Source organism: Kitasatospora sp. NPDC088134, from assembly GCF_044741705.1.
Lineage (GTDB): Bacteria > Actinomycetota > Actinomycetes > Streptomycetales > Streptomycetaceae > Kitasatospora.
In genome coordinates this window covers 1-17,966 of record NZ_JBIUTD010000012.1, presented here as the reverse complement: position 1 = coordinate 17,966, position 17,966 = coordinate 1, and the positions used below count along the sequence as shown (strand labels likewise).

The following is a 17,966-nucleotide window of genomic DNA, read 5'->3' as shown; positions in this document are numbered from 1 at the left end:
GGTGACGGACCGTCAGGCCTTGCGGCGCCGACCGCCCTTGGCGGCCTTGGCGGCCTTCCGGCGCTCGGCCCGGGTCAGGCCGTCGCCCTCGTCGACCAGGCCGTCCTCGTCGAAGTCGCCCTCGATCACGCCGCCGCCGATCTCGTCGGACGGGGCGGTGTAGTGCAGCTTCTTCCGCTCGGGGGCCTCCAGGCCCTTCGCCCGGATCTCCGGGCGGGCGGCCGGGACGGCGTCCTTCGCCAGCTTGTCGAGCAGCACCTGCTCGTCGTCCGGGACCTCGACCTCCTCGACCTGCTGCTCGACCTGGACCTCCAGGTTGAACAGGTAGCCGACGGACTCCTCCTTGATGCCCTCCATCATCGCGGAGAACAGGTCGAAGCCCTCGCGCTGGTACTCGACCAGCGGGTCGCGCTGGGCGTAGGCGCGCAGCGCGATGCCCTCCTGGAGGTAGTCCATCTCGTAGAGGTGCTCGCGCCAGCGGCGGTCCAGCACCGAGAGGACGACCCGGCGCTCCAGCTCGCGCATGATCTGCTCGCCGAGCTGGTCCTCGCGGCGGCCGTAGGCGGCGGCGATGTCCTCCTGGAGGACCTTGGTCAGGTACTCGGGGGTGAGGCCGCCGTTCTCCGCGGCCTCCTCCTCCAGCTCCTCCAGGTCGAGCTGGATCGGGTAGAGCTGCTTGAGCGCCGTCCACAGCTTGTCGAGGTCCCAGTCGTCCTCGAAGCCCTCGCCGGTGGCGGCGGCCACGTAGGCGGCGACGGTGTCGTCCATGAAGTGGCCGACCTGCTCCTGCAGGTCCTCGCCCTCCAGGACGCGGCGGCGCTCGCCGTAGATGACCTCGCGCTGGCGGTTGAGGACCTCGTCGTACTTGAGGACGTTCTTGCGGATCTCGAAGTTCTGCTGCTCGACCTGGGTCTGCGCGGAGGCGATGGCCCGGGTGACCATCTTCGACTCGATCGGCACGTCCTCGGGGACGTTCGCCATCGACAGCACGCGCTCGACCATGCCGGCCTTGAACAGGCGCATCAGGTCGTCGCCCAGCGAGAGGTAGAACCGGGACTCGCCCGGGTCGCCCTGGCGGCCGGAGCGGCCGCGCAGCTGGTTGTCGATCCGGCGGGACTCGTGCCGCTCGGTGCCCAGGACGTACAGGCCGCCGATCTCCTGCACCTCCTCCTGCTCCGCCTTGACCGCGAGCTTGGCCTTCTCCAGCGCCGCCGGGAAGTTGGCCTCGTACTCCTCCGGGGTGTCCTCGGGAGTGATGCCGCGCTGGGCCAGCTCGGCGGCGGCCAGGTGCTCGGAGTTGCCGCCGAGCATGATGTCGGTGCCGCGGCCGGCCATGTTGGTGGCCACGGTGACGGCGCCCTTGCGGCCGGCCTGCGCGACGATCTGCGCCTCGCGCTCGTGGTGCTTGGCGTTCAGCACCTCGTGCGGGATGCCGCGCTTGCGCAGCTCCTGCGACAGGTACTCGGACTTCTCCACCGAGACGGTGCCGACCAGGACCGGCTGGCCCTTCTCGTGCCGCTCGGCGATGTCCTCGACCACGGCGGCGAACTTGGCCGGCTCGGACTTGTAGATGAGGTCCGGCTGGTCGATCCGCTTCGGGTTCTTGTTGGTCGGGATCGGGACCACGCCGAGCTTGTAGATCTGGTGGAACTCGGCCGCCTCGGTGGTGCCGGTGCCGGTCATGCCGGACAGCTTGTCGTAGAGGCGGAAGAAGTTCTGCAGGGTGATGGTGGCCAGCGTCTGGTTCTCGTTCTGGACCTCGACGCCCTCCTTGGCCTCGATCGCCTGGTGCATGCCCTCGTTGTAGCGGCGGCCGGCCAGGATGCGGCCGGTGTGCTCGTCGACGATCATGACCTCGCCGTTGATCACGACGTAGTCCTTGTCCCGCTTGTAGAGCTCCTTCGCCTTGATGGCGTTGTTCAGGAAGCCGACCAGCGGGGTGTTCACCGACTCGTAGAGGTTGTCGATGCCCAGGTAGTCCTCGACCCGGGTGACGCCCTCCTCCAGGATGCCGACGGTGCGCTTCTTCTCGTCGACCTCGTAGTCCCGGTCGATCTTGAGCCGGACGACCAGCTTGGCGAAGTCGTTGTACCACTTGGTGGCCTGGTCGGCCGGGCCGGAGATGATCAGCGGGGTGCGGGCCTCGTCGATCAGGATCGAGTCGACCTCGTCGACGATCGCGAAGTTGTGGCCGCGCTGCACCAGTTCGTCCTGCGACCAGGCCATGTTGTCGCGCAGGTAGTCGAAGCCGAACTCGTTGTTCGTGCCGTACGTGATGTCCATCCCGTACTGGCGCTTGCGCTCGGCCGGCGACATGTTCGCCAGGATCACGCCGACCTCCAGGCCCAGGAAGCGGTGCACCCGGCCCATCCACTCCGAGTCGCGCTCGGCGAGGTAGTCGTTGACGGTGATCAGGTGCACGCCCTTGCCGGTCAGCGCGTTCAGGTACGCGGGCAGCGTGCCGACCAGGGTCTTGCCCTCGCCGGTGCGCATCTCCGCGACGTGCCCGTAGTGCAGGGCGGCGCCGCCCATGATCTGGACGTCGTAGTGGCGCTGGCCCAGCACGCGCTTGGCGGCCTCGCGCACCGTGGCGAACGCCTCGGGGAGCAGCGCGTCCAGGCTCTCGCCGTCGGCGAGGCGGGTCTTGTACTCGTCGGTCAGCGCGCGGAGCTCGTCGTCGGTGAGGTTGACGAAGTCCTCTTCGATCGAGTTGACCTGGGCGGCAATCCGCTGCAACTTGCGGAGGATCTTGCCCTCACCGGCGCGCAGGATCTTGTCGAAGACGGACACGTGAGCGGGCTCCTTGCCTCATTCGGCTCTGGATGACTGCCGGCGGGGAGTCCACCCCACCGTACCGGCCATCGTATGCGAGGAGTCCGAGCGGCCGGGAGGTCCGTCAGCACGGTATTCCTGTGTCACCCGTGGGAGCACATCGGCCGATGCCGGGTCCAAACGGTCGAATCGCCCCTCCGGCAACCGGTTGTCAGTGCCTTCGCCTAGCCTCGCCCCATGGCCGCGACCCCTGCCCCGACCGTCCGGATCTCCGCCGACCACGCCCGCCGGCTCGCGCTGCGCGCCCAGGGCCTGCTCGGCGCCCCCGACCGCCGCGCGGGCGCCCGCGGCGTGCTGCGCCGGCTCGGCGCCGTCCAGTTGGACACCATCTCGGTGCTGGCCCGCTCGCACGAACTGGTGCCGTACGCCCGGCTCGGCGCGCTCGGCCGCCCCGCGGTCGAGCAGGCGTACTGGGGCCGCGGCACCGCGTTCGAGTACTGGTCGCACGCGGCCTGCGTGCTGCCGATCGAGGAGTGGCCGCTGTTCGCCTTCCGCCGCCGCGCCTACCGGGCCCGCGGCAACGTGTGGGGCAGCCAGCCGGTCTCCCCCGCCGCCTACGCCGAGGTGGTCGACCGGCTGCGCGCCGAGGGCCCGTTGACCTCCACCGGGCTCGGCGGCGCCAAGCGGACCGCCGAGTGGTGGGACTGGTCCGACACCAAGATCGCGGTGGAGCAGGCACTGGCCCTGGGCGACGTGGTGGTGACCGAGCGGCGCGGCTGGAAGCGGGTCTACGACCTGGCCGAACGGGCCGTCCCCGGCGAGCTGTTCGGGCAGGACCTGACGGACGCCGAGTGCCTGGCCCGGCTGGTCGCGCAGTCCGGGGCCGCGCTCGGCGTCGCCACCCGGGCCGACCTGATGGACCAGCACCGCCTCAAGGGCGCCCAGGTGGACGCCGCGCTCCCGGCCTCGGGCCTGGTCCCGGTCGAGGTGGAGGGCTGGTCGGCCCCGGCCTGGGCCGACCCGGCGGCACTGGAGTCCGAGCCGTCCGGCCGGCACCGCACCACCCTGCTGTCCCCGTTCGACTCGCTGATCTGGGACCGCGCCCGCACCGAGCGGATCTTCGGCATGACGCACCGGCTGGAGGCGTACACCCCCAAGCACAAGCGGGTGCACGGCTACTTCGCCATGCCGCTGCTCACCGGCGGCCGGCTGGTCGGCCGGGTCGACCCGGCCCGCGAGGGCAGCGTCCTGGTGGCCCGTCAGGTCTCGCTGGAGAGCGGGAGGTTCGTCCCGGCGCTGGCCGAGGCGCTGCGCGAGGCCGCCGCCTGGGTGGGCTGCTCGGCGGTGCGGGTGGAGCGGCTGGACGACGAGGCGCTGCGGCCGGAGCTGGAGAAGCTGCTCGGCTGAGGCCCGGGGCCGGGGCCCGGCGGCGTTCAGCCTATTTCGAGGATCTTCTCGCGCATCGCGTAGACCACGGCCTCCATCCTGGAGTGCAGCTGCAGCTTCTCCAGGATGTTGCGGACGTGGTTCTTCACGGTGTTCTCGCTGATGAACAGCTCCTTGGCGATCTCCCGGTTGTTCATCCCGGTGGCCACCAGCTTGAGCACCTCCAGCTCCCGGTCGGTCAGCCGGGGCGCGGGCAGCAGCTCCCGGTCGTCCGGGCGGCGCTGGATCATCGACTTGAACTCGGTCAGCAGCTTGGCCGCCATCGACGGGCTGATCTGCGACTGGCCGTCGGCCACCGCCCGGATCGCGGTGGCCACCTCGTGCGTGGAGATCTCCTTCAGCAGGTAGCCGGTGGCCCCCGCCTTGATCGCCTCGTAGAGGTCGGCCTCCTCGTCGCTCATCGTCAGCATGATGATCTTCGCGCTGGGCACCACGTCCTTGATCGCGGTGCACGCCTCGATCCCGCTGCGCCGGGGCATCTTGACGTCCATCAGGATGATGTCCGGCAGCAGGTCGGCGGCCTTCAGCACGGCCTCCGCGCCGTCCCCGGCCTCGCCGATCACCCGGATGTCCGGCTCGTCGGCGAGCACGATCTCCAGGCCGCGGCGGAACAGCGCGTGGTCGTCCACCACCAGCACCCGGATCGGCTCCGCCCGGCGCGGCGGGTAGCCCGCGCCCTCCGGGCCCAGGCCCTCGCGCGACAGCTCCACCATGCGCTCCTCCCCCGGCAGGCGGTCAGTGACGGGCCCATCATTCCACGGCCGGACCGCCCCGCGATCACCCTCCGCCGCCGAACCGCCCGGCTGGGTGACCCGTGCGCGCCGGTGACCCCGGCGGCCGTCGCGGCCGCCGGGGTCACCGGCTCCTCGGTGGACGGGGTCCGCCCCGCCCGTCGGTCCTCAGTCCTCGTCGGGCCCGTTGAGCGCGCCGCCCGCGCCGGAGACGTCCGCCGCGGCGGCCAGGTCCTCCTTGAGGTGGATCACGCCGTAGTGGTAGCCGTGCCGGCGGTAGACCACGCTCGGCAGACCGCTGTCCTTCTCCTGGAACAGGTAGAAGTCGTGGCCCACCAGCTCCATCGCGTACAGCGCCTGGTCCAGCGACATCGGCGCGGCCGCGTGGGTCTTCTCGCGGACCACCAGCGGCCCGTCGCCCTCCACCTCCAGGCTGCCCGCCAGCGTCTTGCGGGCCGCGCCGTCGGCGGCGGCGGGGGCGGTCGGCTCCGGCAGCTCGGCCAGCGCCGCCGTCGCCTCGGCCACGCTGATCGGCGTCCGCCCGTGCGTGCCGCCCTTGTGCACCCGGCGGCGGTCGGCGGACTTGCGCAGCTGCGCCTCCAGCTTCGCCGAGGCCAGGTCGAGCGCGGCCCACGGGTCGTTGGCGGACGCCTCGGCCCGGACCACCGGGCCCCGGCTGCGCAGGGTGATCTCCACCCGGTCGGAACGGTCGGCCTGCCGCGGGTTGTGCTCCTTGGACACCTCGACATCCAGGCTGATCGCCTTGGTGTCGAACTTCTGGACCATCTCCAGCTTCTCGGCCACGTGCTCGCGGAACCTCTTGGGCACCTCGGTCTTGCGGCCCTTGACGACGATGTCCACGCAGAACTCCGATCCCTTGTGCTGACCGGCCCGGAGCGCGTCCCGGACCGGCGTGAGACCCAGCCGGACCAGCGGACCGCCGCCGCCCCCGGGACGACCGCCCGGGGAACCCGCGAGGACCACCGGCCCCTTACCCCACTTCCTCCCCACCAGGAGCGAACGAAACCCCTGGAAGCCTCATGCAACACCTCACCGGGAGATCCCGCCTCCCGGGTCGAACGAACGTACCGGCGGGTGTCCGGCGGTCCGGCTGTTCCCCCCTGTTTACCCTCCTACGGGTGAACAAACGGCGAGCGTCTGGACAACACGCCTGACACCGCCCACCGTATGGCTGAAGTCGCCGCCCGGCGAGCGTTCCGGAGGGGTTCCGTGACGAGTCGCAGCACCGCCCACCCGCCCGCGTCCGGCCCCGCCCCGGCCCTCGCCGCCCTGCTCGACCTGCTGCTCCCGGTCCGGTGCGCCGGCTGCGGGACGGGGCGGCTCGGCCTCTGCGCCGACTGCCGGGGTCTGCTCGACGGCGCCGCCGCCGGGCCCGCCGGGCCGCTGCGCCCGCCGCCCGGACTGCCGCCCGTGCACGCCGCCGCCGGCTACGCCGGGCCGGTCCGGCAGCTGCTGATCGCCCACAAGGAGCGCGGCGCGCTCCGGCTGGCCGGCCCGCTCGGCGCCGCGCTGGCCGCCGCGGTGCGCTCCGCCACCGGCGCCGGGGCCGCCCCGCTGCTGCTGGTCCCGGTGCCCTCGGTGCGCGCCGCGACCCGGGCCCGCGGCCACGACCCGACGCTGCGGCTGGCCCGGGCGGCCGCCCGCGAGCTGCGCCGCGGCGGCGTCGCCACCCTGGTCGCCCCGGTGCTGCGGCACGACCGGCCGGTCGCCGACCAGGCGGGCCTGCGGGCCGCCGAGCGGCTGCGGAACCTGGACGGCGCGCTGAGCGTGCCGGCCCGGCTGGCGGGCCGGCTGGCCGGGCACCGGCTGGTGCTGGTCGACGACCTGGTGACCACCGGGGCCAGCCTGGCCGAGGCGGCCCGGGCGCTGCGCGCGGCGGGCTGCCCGCCGCGGGCCGCGGCGACCGTGGCGGCCACCGCGCGGCGCGGCCCGGGCCGGGAGCGGAGCGGGCCGGTGCCCGGGGAGGCCGGGCTCAGCCCGGGTAGATGAACGCCTGGGCCCTGGTCTTCCCCAGCAGCACCTCGTGCCACTGGTTGTCCTTGAGCCGGTACAGGTGCCGGTCGGCGCCCCGTTCGGCGGTGGTGAGCACGGCCGGCCCGGCCTGGTCGTCCCGGGAGCGGGCCTCGGTCGCCGACAGCTCGGTCATCGACTCGCCGCCCTGCAGCGGGGAGTCGGTGGGGCGCGAGCCGTCGGTGCCCAGGAAGTGCAGCTGCTGCAGCCGGTCGCTCTCCTTGCCGAGCACCACCAGCTGGTCGGTGTCGCCCCAGGAGACCGCGGCGACCTCGGTGAGCTGCGGGGCGATGTCCCCCAGCGAGACGATCGAGGCGGTCGGCGCGGTCGCGGTGCCGCCGTGCCGGACCAGGCCGATCGCCAGCCGGACCGAGCCGTCGGCGCCGCGCAGCAGCAGGGCGATCCGGGTGCCGTCGGAGGAGATCCGCAGCGACTGCACCGTCCGGCCGTTCAGTCCCTCGACCTGCACCGGGACGACGGTGCGGTCGCGCACCATCAGCACCCGGGGCGCGGCCGGGTCGCGGTCGACCAGCCAGAGGTCCTGCCGGCCGTCCCAGCTGGGCGAGGCCAGGCCCTGGTCGGGCTTGGGGGCGCGGCTGGTGACGACCGGGTCGCCGTACTTGCCGCTCTCGGCGATGTCGACCCGGTACAGTCGGCCGCCGTCCTCGCCGATCAGCGCGGCGGCGGCGCCGTCGCGGCGGACCGCGACCGCGCCGGGTCGGGGCTGCCCGGCCTGCGGCACCTGGCCGAGCACGCCGGGCACCGGGATCGGGTCCGGGCCCTCCTGGTAGCGGGTCAGCCGCCCGTCGGCGAGCTGGACGTACGCCTGGGTGCCGGCGTCGCCGCCGGCCGGGGCGCCGGGCGCGGTCTGGGCGGCCTCGGTGCTGCCGAGCGCGCAGGCGCCGTGCGGCGCGGAGAGGTCCAGCCGGTCGAGCTTGCCCTGCTGGTCGGCGACGGTCTGGAAGAGCTGCTGCGCCATCTGCTTGCAGCGGCCGGGGTCGGCGGCCAGGTCGACGCCGTCCACCTTGACGGTGGCCACCCGGTTGTCGCTGACGGTGACAGAGGAGACGGTGACCCCGTCGAGCCGGGAGTAGACCACCGCGCCGAGCCACTGCGAGGGGCCGTCGGCGGTGGCCTGGGCGGCCTCGGTGAGCGGGTCTATTCGGCGGCGCAGGTAGATCGGGTCGGGCACCAGCACCGGCGCGGCCTGCGGGCGGGTCGAGGACGGGTCCGGCTGGGCGAAGAAGTACCGGTGCACCGGCCGGTAGCCGTTCTTGAAGTTGGTCTGGTCGACGATCAGGCCGTTCGGCAGCGTGTTGATCCGCCACTCGCCCTTGTCGGGGCCGTCGGCGAGCTTCACGAAGGTGAAGGACTCCCGGTACCGGCCGCCCGAGCGGGCCTGGTAGGTGTGCTGCCGGTCGAGCTCGGCGACCTGGTCGCCGCGGACCGCCAGGTCGACGCTGGTCACCTCGGGGGCCGGCTCCGCGATGGTGGTCAGGGTGGGGGCCCCGGCCAGCACCACCACCCGCTCGTCGGGCTTCCAGGACTTCGCCGCCGCCGGGGTCAGGTACTGCTTGGCGGTGTCGTAGCCGGCCTGGTCGGCGTTGGACGAGTCGAGGAACCCCGCGAGCAGGTCGTAGGGGCTCTCGCCCTTGTGCGGGGCGACCGGGTAGACGTGCACCTGGACGCCGTCGGCGGCGCCCTGCGAGGCGTCCAGGCGCTGCGGCGGGCCGCCGGAGGGCATCGAGACGCAGCCGGTGGCGGCGACCGCCAGCAGGGCGGCCCAGCCGATCGCCAGGGCCCGCCGGTCAGCCGTCCTGTCGGTGCTGCCCACCGGCGGTCCCCTCCTGGTCGGTGTCGGCGCCGTCCGGTGCGGGCGGGGCCGACTGGGTCGGGCGGCCGCGGTCCACCACGACCTGCGCGCCGGTGGCGGCGTAGCCGACCGCCGCGGCGCGGACGTCCGACGGGTCGGCGACCGGGGCGGCGCTCGGCCGGCCGAGGCCGGGGCCGATGCTGAGCACCCCGCCGAGGCCGGAGCCGAAGGTGTGCCGCTCGGTGTCCGGGGTCTCCGGGACGGCGCCGGACTCGGCGCCGCGCACCGCCCGGCGGTAGGGCGCGCCGGCCGAGGACATGCCGCGGTTGTGCCGGGAGTCCTCGGGCTCCAGCCGGAACGGGGCCCGGGAGATCTCGCCGCCGCGGGTGCGCGGCAGGGTGAGCCGGAAGTGCGAGCCGCCGCCGGGCTCGCCCCAGGCCTGCAGCCAGCCGCCGTGCAGGTGGGCGTCCTCGACCGCGATGGACAGGCCGAGGCCGGTGCCGCCGGTGGTGCGGACCCGGGACGGGTCGGCCCGCCAGAAGCGGTGGAACACCCGGGACGCCTCGCCGGGCTTGAGGCCGATGCCGTAGTCGCGGACGCCGACGGCGACCGCGCCGTCCGCGGAGCCGAGCCGGATCACCACGTCGCGGCCCTCGCCGTGCTCCAGCGCGTTGACCACCAGGTTGCGCAGGATGCGCTCGATCCGGCGGCCGTCGACCTCGGCGATCACCGGGTTCTCGCCGCCGCGGATCAGCACCGCGCTGCCCTTGGCGCGGGCCAGCGGGTCGGCGGCCTCCACCACCCGGGTCACGATGTCGCGCAGGTCGACCGGTTCGGCGTCCAGGATCGCGGCGCCGGCGTCGAAGCGGCTGATCTCCAGCAGGTCGGCGAGCAGCGACTCGAAGCGGTCCAGCTGGTCCTGGAGCAGTTCGGCGGAGCGGGCCGCCATCGGGTCCAGGTCCTCGCGGCTGTCGTAGATCAGGTCGGCGGCCATCCGGACCGTGGTCAGCGGGGTGCGCAGCTCGTGCGAGACGTCGGAGACGAACCGGCGCTGCACCCGGGACAGCTCCTCCAGCTTGTGGATCTGCGCCTGCAGGCCGTTGGCCATCCGGTTGAAGGAGTCGCCGAGGCGGGCGATGTCGTCGGTGCCGGTGACCTTCATCCGCTCGTCGAAGTGGCCGGAGGCGAGCCGTTCGGAGATCCCGGCGGCCATCCGGACCGGGGTGACGACCTGGCGGACCACCACCCAGGCGATGCAGCCGAGCAGGATGACCAGGAACAGCCCGGCGGTGGCCAGGGTGCCCACCACCAGGTTCAGGGTCGAGGTCTCCTGGTAGAAGGAGAACACGTAGTACAGCTGGTACTGCTGGCCGTCCGGGCCGGTGAACTGCTTGCCGATCGCCAGGCCCTTGTTGTCGTCCGGCTTGGCCTGGCTGTCCGGGGCGCGGTGCAGCTCGACCGGCTGCTCGTGCGGCAGCGAGGGCTCGGCGGCGACCATCTTGCGCATGTCCGGGGTGATGGTGTCCGGGAGGACGGTGCCGCTGTAGCGGGCGCCGCGCAGGCCGGCGCTGGAGGCGCTGGTCTCGTTGCCGCCGGGGGCGATGGCGATCACCGAGTAGACGCCGGAGCCGCCGGAGGCCAGGTCGGAGACCTGCTTGGTGAGCCAGGCGTTGATCTGGTCGCGGCTCGGGTCGGCGGCGGCGCCGGCCTTGGCCTGCAGGTTGATCGCCTCGTTGATCTTGTCCTGCTCGATCTGGAAGCCGCCGACGGCCTGGCCGTGCGCGGACTTCTGCTTGGTCTCCAGCAGGCCGGTGCGCACCTGGGCGACCACCACCACGCCGAGCACCAGCACCACGACGAAGGACAGCAGCAGCGTCGCCGCGACCACCCGGAGCTGGATCGAGCGGCGGTACAGCGCCAGCAGCCGCCCGACCGGGTGCCGGAACTGGCGGGCCACCGGCGCGAGCAGCACCGCCCACCAGCGGCGCCGGCGCGGCCGGCCGGTGGTGGAGCTCAGTACGTCGCCGCGCACAGCGGACTCCCCGCCGGACGGTTCGTCCGACGGGGAGGCGGCGGCCTGCAGGTCGTCCATCCTCAGCTGGGCCCGGCCTTGTACCCGACGCCGCGGACGGTCACCACGATCTCCGGGCGCTCCGGGTCCTTCTCGATCTTGGAGCGCAGGCGCTGCACGTGCACGTTGACCAGGCGGGTGTCGGCCGCGTGCCGGTAGCCCCAGACCTGCTCCAGCAGCACCTCGCGGGTGAACACCTGCCAGGGCTTGCGGGCCAGCGCGACCAGCAGGTCGAACTCCAGCGGGGTCAGCGGGATGCCGCGGCCCTCGCGCTTGACCGAGTGGCCGGCCACGTCGATCACCAGGTCGCCGATGGTGAGCTGCTCCGGGGTGGGCTCCTCGGCGCGGCGCAGCCGGGCCCGCACCCGGGCCACCAGCTCCTTCGGCTTGAACGGCTTGGTGACGTAGTCGTCGGCACCCGACTCCAGGCCGACCACGATGTCGACCGTGTCGGTCTTCGCGGTCAGCATGACGATCGGGATACCGGACTCGGCGCGGATCTGCCGGCACACGTCGATGCCGTCCCGGCCGGGCAGCATCAGGTCGAGCAGCACGAGGTCCGGCTTGGTCTCCCGGAAGGCGGCCAGCGCCTTGTCCCCGTCTGCGACGAAAAACGGCTCAAAACCTTCACCCCGCAGCACGATGCCGAGCATCTCGGCCAGCGCGGTGTCGTCATCGACGACGAGGACACGTCCCTTCATGTCTCCATCTTCTCATCACCCGAATGTGACCTGTCGCACAGCCCACCCGTCCGCCGGCCCCGACCACCCGCCGAAGCAGTCATACCATCGCAAAGTTCGCGGGTCGGGAGCCGTGCCCGGACCGTTGCCGATCAGCAACGGGATACCGGTGGGGTACGCGTGCGCACCATGGCACGATGGCCTCCCGACAGCACCCGCCCGAGGGTGCCCCGACGAGGAGCGTCGATGACCGAGACCCCGGGTTGGACCTCACCCGGTTCTCCCGAAGCCGCGCCCGGCCCGGCCGATTCCGGCCACCGGACGCCCCCGGCGGGCACCGCCACCGCGACCGCCGCCGGGCCCGGGGCGCAGCCCGCCGGCACCCCCGCGGTCGGGCCGATCCCGCTGCGGCCGCTCGGCGTCGGCGAACTGATGGACGGCTCCTTCGCCCTGGTCCGCCGGCACTGGCGGGTCGCCCTCGGCTTCAGCCTCGGCTTCGCCGCCTTCCTCCAGCTCGTCCAGGCCGGCGTCGACTGGTGGATCCACCTCAACGGCACCTCCGTCGAGGACCTGTTCTCCAACTACCTGACGCTGCCGCTGGCCCTGCTCCTCGGCACCTTCGTCACCGGGCTGCTCGCCCCCGTGGTCAGCGCCGCCCTGCTCGGCCGCGAGACCTCCCACGGCACGGTCTGGGCCCAGGTCCGCCCCCGGTTCGGCGCGCTCGTCGCGCTCTCCCTGCTGCACCTGCTCGTACTGGCCGTCGCCTTCGCCGCGCCGATCGTCCCGGTGCTGGCGCTGACCGGCTTCACCGCCGAACCGCTGCTGATCCTGCTGCTCCCGATCGCCGTCCTGCCCGGCGCCTGGCTGTGGATCGCGCTGAGCTGGACCGCGCCCGCGCTGATCCTGGAGAAGCAGTCCGTGCTCGGCGCGTTCCGGCGCTCCTGGCGGCTGGTCCGCGGCGCCTGGTGGCGCACCTTCGGCGTGATGCTGCTGTTCGGCCTGGTCTGCGGCCTGGTCACGATCTCCGTGATCGGCCCCGCCTCGTTCGCCTCCGACCTCCTCCGGGGCGACGACCCCTCCGACGGCACCGTCGCCCTCACCATCGCCCTCACCGGCGTGTTCGCGGCCTTCGCCAAGACCCTGACCCTCCCGCTCCAGGCCGTCCTGATCACCCTGCTGTACGTCGACCGGCGTATCCGCCGCGAGGCCCTCGACCTGGAACTCGCCCGCGCCGCCGGGCTCCCCGGCTACAGCTGGACCGACCGCCCCGCCGCGCCCGTCCCGGGCCCCGCCACCCCGCCGGGGGTCTGACCGCATGGGAATCCGGGGGGAGGGGGTGCTGCTCAGCGACGGCGCCCCCGTCGACATACCGCGCGACGCCGCCCGCGACGCCGCCCGGGAAGAACTGCGCAAGGCCGTCTACCACCAGGACGACCCCGGCCCGGTCGCCCGCTTCATGGACTGGCTCGGCGACCGGATCGGCCGGGCTCTCGACGCCGTCGCCTCGCCCTTCGGCGGGGGCGGCGGCACCGCCCTGATGATCCTGCTGGTGCTGGCCCTCGTCGTCGGCGCCCTGCTCTGGTGGCGCTTCGGCGCCCCCGGCCGGGAGGCCCGCGGCCCCGGCCGGCTCTTCGACACCGCCACCGCGCCCGACAGCTCCGCCCGGCACCGCGCCGACGCCGAGGCGCACGCCGCCCGCGGCGAGTGGGCCGACGCCGTCCGCGAGCGGATGCGCGCCGTGGTCCGCAGCCTGGAGGAGCGCACCGTCCTGCACCCCCGCCCCGGCCGCACCGCCGACGAGGCCGCCGCCGAGGCCGGCCGCGCCCTGCCCGACCGGGCCGCCGAACTCACCGCCGCGGCACGGCTGTTCGACGCCGTCGCGTTCGGCAACCGGGCCGCCGACCGGTCCTCCTACCAGACCCTGGTCGACCTCGACGACGCCCTGTCGCGCACCCGTCCCGTGCCCGTCCCGGCCGGCGGAGGAACCGCATGAGCACCATCGCACCGCCGCCCGCCCCCGCCCCGGAGACCCCCGCCGACGACACCCCGGCGTCCGCCCCGGCCCGCCACGCCACCGCCCGCGCGCTGTGGCTGCGCTGGCGCTGGTGGGGCCTGTGCTGCCTGGTCCTGCTGCTGGTCGGCGTCCTGATCGCCGGCATCCCCGCCAAGGAGGACCACCCGGCCCTCGACCCGCGCTCCGGCGCCGCCCGCGGCACCCGCGCCGCCGACCAGCTGCTCCAGCAGCGCGGCATCACCAGCGGCACCGCCGCCACCGCCGCCGAACTCGGCCGCGCCCTGCGCGAGGCCGACACCACCGTCGTACTGACCCGGCCCAACGAGCTGACCACCCGTCAACTCGCCGAACTGGGCTCGATCGGCCGCGGCGAGCACAGCCGGCTGCTCCTGCTCGCCCCCAACCAGTCCGCGCTGAACGCCTTCGCCCCCGGTGTCCGGGCCGACTACTCCGCACCCGACCTGAAGCCCCCGATCGGCCCCGGCTGCGACCTCCCCGAGGCCGTCGCCGCCGGCCGGGTCGAACTCGACAACCAGAGCTTCTCCGGCCGCCCCGGCGACACCGCCTGCTACCCCGGCAGCACCCTGCACGCCCTGCTCAGCCGCACCACCGGCACCCAGCAGGTGATCGTCCTCGGCTCCGCCGACCCGCTCACCAACGAGCGCCTGGCCCACGAGGGCAACGCCGCGCTCGCCCTCGGCCTGCTCGGCGCCCACCCCCGGCTGGTCTGGCAGGTCGCCGACCCGCACCCCCAGCAGGACGCCCCCGCCCCGGCCACTCCCACCACCGTCCCCACCGCCTTCCCCACCACCGGCAGCACCGGCGGCGGCTCCACCGGCGGGAACAGCGGCGGCACCACCACCGACGGCCCGGGCGACGCCCCCGTCGAACGGCACGGCGACCACCGCACCGCCCAGGGCGAACCCCGGAAGAAGACCCTCCTCGACCTGGTCCCGGCCGGCTGGCACTGGGCCACCTACCAGCTGGGCCTGGCCGCGCTGCTCGCCGTCGCCTGGCGCGCCCGCCGACTCGGACCGGTGCTCGGCGAACGGCTCCCCGCCGTGGTCCGCGCCTCCGAGAGCACCGAGGGCCGCGCCCGCCTCTACCACCGCGCCGACGCCCGCGGCCACGCCGCCGAGACGCTGCGCCGCGCGACCCGCCGCCGGGCCGCCGCCGCCCTCGGCCTCCCGCACACCTCCGGGGACCCCGACCCGGCCGCCCTCACCGAGGCCGCCGCCGCCCGACTCGGACGTCCCCCCGCCGACCTCCAGCACCTGCTGTACGGCCCGGCCCCCACCGACGACGCCGCACTGCTGCGGCTCGCCGACGAACTCGACGACATGGAATGGCAGGTACGACAGCCGTGACCGACCAGCTGCTCAAGACCGTCCCGGCCCGGCCCGGTGACGCCCGCGCCGCCCTCACCGGCCTGCGCGACGAGATCGCGAAGGCCGTGGTCGGCCAGGACGCCGCCGTCACCGGCATGGTGGTGGCCCTGCTCTGCGGCGGCCACGTCCTGCTGGAGGGCGTCCCCGGCGTCGCCAAGACCCTGCTGGTCCGCACCCTGGCCACCGCGCTCGACGTGGAGACCAAGCGCGTCCAGTTCACCCCCGACCTGATGCCCGGCGACGTCACCGGCTCGCTGGTCTACGACACCCGCACCGCCGAGTTCTCGTTCCAGCCCGGCCCGGTCTTCACCAACCTGATGCTCGCCGACGAGATCAACCGCACGCCCCCCAAGACCCAGGCCTCGCTGCTGGAGGCCATGGAGGAGCGCCAGGTCACCGTCGACGGCGAACCCCGCAAGCTCCCCGAGCCGTTCATGGTCGCCGCCACCCAGAACCCGGTCGAGTACGAGGGCACCTACCCGCTGCCCGAGGCCCAGCTCGACCGCTTCCTGCTCAAGCTGGTCCTCCCGCTGCCCAGCCGCGACCAGGAGTTCCAGGTGCTGTCCCGGCACGCCAACGGCTTCGACCCGCGCGACCTCGCCTCGGCCGGCGTCCGCCCCGTCGCCACCGCCGCGCACCTGGCCGCCGCCCGCGCCGAGGTCGGCCGGCTCACCGTCTCCCCCGAGGTCCTCGCCTACATCGTCGACCTGGTCCGGGCCACCCGGAACTCGCCCTCCCTGGCGATGGGCGTCTCCCCCCGCGGCGCCACCGCCCTGCTCAACACCTCCCGCGCCTGGGCCTGGCTGGCCGGCCGCGACTACGTCACCCCCGACGACGTCAAGGCCCTCGCCCTGCCCACCCTGCGGCACCGCATCCAGCTCCGCCCCGAGGCCGAGATGGAGGGCACCACGCCCGACAGCGTCATCCAGGCCGTCCTCGCCCAGACGCCCGCACCGCGCTGAGCCCGCCGCCGGGGGAACGGCCCGCCCGCTCCCCCGGCCCCCGCAGCACCGCGCCCCCGCCCTCAGAAAGCGAGCCCCGCACCCCATGGCCCTGACCGGTCGCACGGCCCTCATCGCTGCCCTCGGCGCTCTCCTGGTGGGCCTGCTCCTCCCCTCCTGGGCGGGCATCGGCCTGGTCATGCTGCCCCTGCTCGCCGCCGTGGTCGCCGACCTGGCGCTGGCCGCCCCCGTCCGCCGGCTCACCCTGGAGCGCTCCGGCGAGCCGACCGTCCGCCTCGGCGAGGCCGTCAACGTCGACCTGCTGCTCGGCAACCCCTCGCCCCGCCCGCTGCGGGCCCGCGTCCGCGACGGCTGGCTCCCCTCCGCCTGGGCCCCCGGCACCTCCTTCACCGCCGCCCGGCACACCGTCACCGTCCCCGCCGGCGAGCGCCGCCGCCTCACCACCCCGCTCGCCCCCACCCGGCGCGGCGACCACCACGCCGCCAAGGTGACGGTCCGTTCGCTCGGCCCGCTCGGCCTGGCCGGCCGCCAGGCCGACCTCGACGCCCCCTGGCGCATCCGCGCCCTCCCCCCGTTCCACAGCCGCAAGCACCTGCCGTCCCGGCTCGCCCGCCTCCGCGAACTCGACGGTCGCACCTCGGTCCTGACCCGCGGCCAGGGCACCGAGTTCGACTCCCTGCGCGAGTACCTCCCCGGCGACGACGTCCGCTCCATCGACTGGCGCGCCAGCGCCCGCCGCAGCACCGTCGCCGTCCGCACCTGGCGCCCCGAGCGCGACCGGCACGTCCTGATCGTCCTCGACACCGGCCGCACCTCCGCCGGCCGGGTCGGCGACGCCCCCCGCCTGGACTCCGCCCTCGACGCCGCCCTGCTGCTCACCGCCCTCGCCACCAAGGCCGGCGACCGCGTCGACCTGCTCGCCTTCGACCGCCGGCACCGGGCCGCCGTCGCCGGACGCTCCCCCGCCGAGATCCTCCCCGCCTTCACCGACGCGATGTCCCAGCTCGAACCCGCCCTGGTGGAGACCGACCTGCGCGCCATGGCCTCCACCGCCCTGCGGATGGCCCCCCACCGCTCGCTGATCGTCCTGCTCACCGGCCTCGACGCCCACCAGATCCAGGACGGCCTGCTCCCCCAGCTCCCCCTCCTCACCAAGCGCCACGAGGTCCTCCTCGCCTCCGTCGCCGACCCGCGCCTGGACGAACTCGTCGACACCCCCCGGATCACCGTCAAGGACGTCTACGGCGCCGCCGCCGCCGAACAGACCCGCGCCGACCGCCGCCGCGCCGCCGAACTCCTCACCCGCCGCGGCGTCACCGTCCTCGACGCTCCCCCGGAGTCCATCGCCCCGGCCCTCGCCGACGCCTACCTCGCCCTCAAGGCCGCCGGCCGCCTCTGAGCTCCGCTCCGCGCCGCCTTCTCACCGCCCCCTCCGGGTCCTCTCCGGCGGGGGCGGACTGCTGTCCCGCCCGGCGGCCCGCAGAGCCATCAGCGGCACAACCCTCCTGAGCCAGTGCGGCCCGGCACCGCTCCACCTGCTCGGCCACCTGCTCCATGAACCAGCGCACGATCTCGTACGGGATGACGTGCTCGTCGTGGCTGTGGATGTGGACGCTCGGCTCCAGGTCCGGATCCTCGTCGGGAATCACCGCCACGACGAAGGCGGCTCCGGGAAGGTGGGTCACAGCGTTGGGAATCTCGCTCCCCGCGGCCGGCGCCGGAACGGCCTCGCTCAACTCCACGCACCAGGCGTCGTCGGGCAAGGCGTAGTGGAACTGGACGGCGTAGTGACGGCCTGCATGTTCTCGCAGCTCTGGCATGTCCGCAGGCTGCCACAGCCGCCGGGCTGGAGTCGCGTGGATATCGGCGAGGCCGACCGGTCGCCGCCGGGCCTGTCGCTTTCTTCGATCCCCGGAAATGCGAAAAGGGCCCCGGCCTTTCGGCCGGGACCCTTCCCTGAATAATTGTTCGGCGGCGTCCTACTCTCCCACAGGGTCCCCCCTGCAGTACCATCGGCGCTGTGAGGCTTAGCTTCCGGGTTCGGAATGTAACCGGGCG

14 protein-coding genes and 1 rRNA gene are annotated in these 17,966 nt (G+C 74.1%); 7 read left to right on the top strand and 8 right to left on the bottom strand.

What is annotated here, in order from left to right; all coding sequences use genetic code 11:
- Window positions 1–12 precede the first annotated feature (12 nt).
- Window positions 13–2,790 carry a preprotein translocase subunit SecA gene (secA, locus tag ACIOHG_RS19895; RefSeq protein WP_400952253.1) on the bottom strand — a complete coding sequence of 926 codons (2,778 nt, stop codon included), beginning with the start codon at window positions 2,788–2,790 and terminating at the stop codon, window positions 13–15.
- A gap of 219 nt (window positions 2,791–3,009) precedes the next feature.
- Between secA and ACIOHG_RS19890 the strand changes: the two genes are divergently transcribed.
- Entirely contained in the window at window positions 3,010–4,179 is a 1,170-nt protein-coding gene (locus tag ACIOHG_RS19890) for a winged helix-turn-helix domain-containing protein (protein ID WP_400952250.1), read from the top strand.
- 26 nt (window positions 4,180–4,205) lie between these two features.
- Here ACIOHG_RS19890 and ACIOHG_RS19885 read toward each other — a convergent pair whose 3' ends face one another.
- Both ACIOHG_RS19885 and hpf read right to left on the bottom strand, forming a co-directional pair.
- The gene (locus ACIOHG_RS19885) at window positions 4,206–4,931 is read right to left on the bottom strand and encodes a response regulator (RefSeq protein WP_400952247.1); all 726 of its coding nucleotides are present in this window, start codon (window positions 4,929–4,931) and stop codon (window positions 4,206–4,208) included.
- A gap of 186 nt (window positions 4,932–5,117) precedes the next feature.
- The gene (hpf, locus tag ACIOHG_RS19880; protein WP_400952244.1) at window positions 5,118–5,810 is read right to left on the bottom strand and encodes a ribosome hibernation-promoting factor, HPF/YfiA family; all 693 of its coding nucleotides are present in this window, start codon (window positions 5,808–5,810) and stop codon (window positions 5,118–5,120) included.
- 369 nt (window positions 5,811–6,179) lie between these two features.
- On the opposite strand from hpf, the gene ACIOHG_RS19875 reads away from it, so the two are divergent.
- Window positions 6,180–6,959, top strand: a complete 780-nt coding sequence (locus ACIOHG_RS19875) for a ComF family protein (protein WP_400952241.1) — start codon at window positions 6,180–6,182, stop codon at window positions 6,957–6,959.
- Here the strand turns inward: ACIOHG_RS19875 and ACIOHG_RS19870 are convergent.
- From ACIOHG_RS19870 to mtrA, 3 genes are read right to left on the bottom strand one after another with little or no spacing between them, the layout of a single operon-like run.
- Window positions 6,943–8,814, bottom strand: a complete 1,872-nt coding sequence (locus tag ACIOHG_RS19870) for an LpqB family beta-propeller domain-containing protein (protein ID WP_400952239.1) — start codon at window positions 8,812–8,814, stop codon at window positions 6,943–6,945. The genes ACIOHG_RS19875 and ACIOHG_RS19870 overlap by 17 nt on opposite strands.
- Window positions 8,789–10,885, bottom strand: coding sequence for an MtrAB system histidine kinase MtrB (gene mtrB / locus ACIOHG_RS19865; RefSeq protein ID WP_400952236.1), 2,097 nt, complete (start codon window positions 10,883–10,885; stop codon window positions 8,789–8,791). The genes ACIOHG_RS19870 and mtrB overlap by 26 nt, the downstream gene beginning before the upstream one ends.
- A 2-nt stretch (window positions 10,886–10,887) precedes the next feature.
- Entirely contained in the window at window positions 10,888–11,565 is a 678-nt protein-coding gene (gene mtrA, locus ACIOHG_RS19860; protein ID WP_030459579.1) for an MtrAB system response regulator MtrA, read from the bottom strand.
- Between the two features lie 225 nt (window positions 11,566–11,790).
- Between mtrA and ACIOHG_RS19855 the strand changes: the two genes are divergently transcribed.
- The 5 genes from ACIOHG_RS19855 to ACIOHG_RS19835 all read left to right on the top strand — a co-directional run bounded on the left by ACIOHG_RS19855 (window position 11,791) and on the right by ACIOHG_RS19835 (window position 17,307).
- Window positions 11,791–12,855, top strand: coding sequence for a glycerophosphoryl diester phosphodiesterase membrane domain-containing protein (locus ACIOHG_RS19855; RefSeq protein ID WP_400952234.1), 1,065 nt, complete (start codon window positions 11,791–11,793; stop codon window positions 12,853–12,855).
- A gap of 4 nt (window positions 12,856–12,859) precedes the next feature.
- Window positions 12,860–13,537 (top strand): DUF4129 domain-containing protein, encoded by a 678-nt coding sequence (locus ACIOHG_RS19850; protein ID WP_400952231.1) that lies wholly within the window; start codon window positions 12,860–12,862, stop codon window positions 13,535–13,537.
- Entirely contained in the window at window positions 13,534–14,925 is a 1,392-nt protein-coding gene (locus ACIOHG_RS19845; protein ID WP_400952229.1) for a DUF4350 domain-containing protein, read from the top strand. The genes ACIOHG_RS19850 and ACIOHG_RS19845 overlap by 4 nt, the downstream gene beginning before the upstream one ends.
- Window positions 14,922–15,908, top strand: coding sequence for an AAA family ATPase (locus tag ACIOHG_RS19840; RefSeq protein WP_400952227.1), 987 nt, complete (start codon window positions 14,922–14,924; stop codon window positions 15,906–15,908). Before ACIOHG_RS19845 ends, ACIOHG_RS19840 begins: the two co-directional genes overlap by 4 nt.
- Window positions 15,909–15,993: 85 nt before the next feature.
- The gene (locus ACIOHG_RS19835) at window positions 15,994–17,307 is read left to right on the top strand and encodes a DUF58 domain-containing protein (protein WP_400952225.1); all 1,314 of its coding nucleotides are present in this window, start codon (window positions 15,994–15,996) and stop codon (window positions 17,305–17,307) included.
- Here ACIOHG_RS19835 and ACIOHG_RS19830 read toward each other — a convergent pair.
- Together ACIOHG_RS19830 and rrf are read right to left on the bottom strand one after the other, a co-directional pair.
- On the bottom strand, window positions 17,285–17,728 hold the full coding sequence (locus ACIOHG_RS19830) for a hypothetical protein (protein ID WP_400952223.1): 444 nt from the start codon (window positions 17,726–17,728) through the stop codon (window positions 17,285–17,287). The genes ACIOHG_RS19835 and ACIOHG_RS19830 overlap by 23 nt on opposite strands.
- Before the next feature lie 146 nt (window positions 17,729–17,874).
- Window positions 17,875–17,966 (bottom strand): 5S ribosomal RNA (gene rrf, locus ACIOHG_RS19825); the annotation flags it as partial.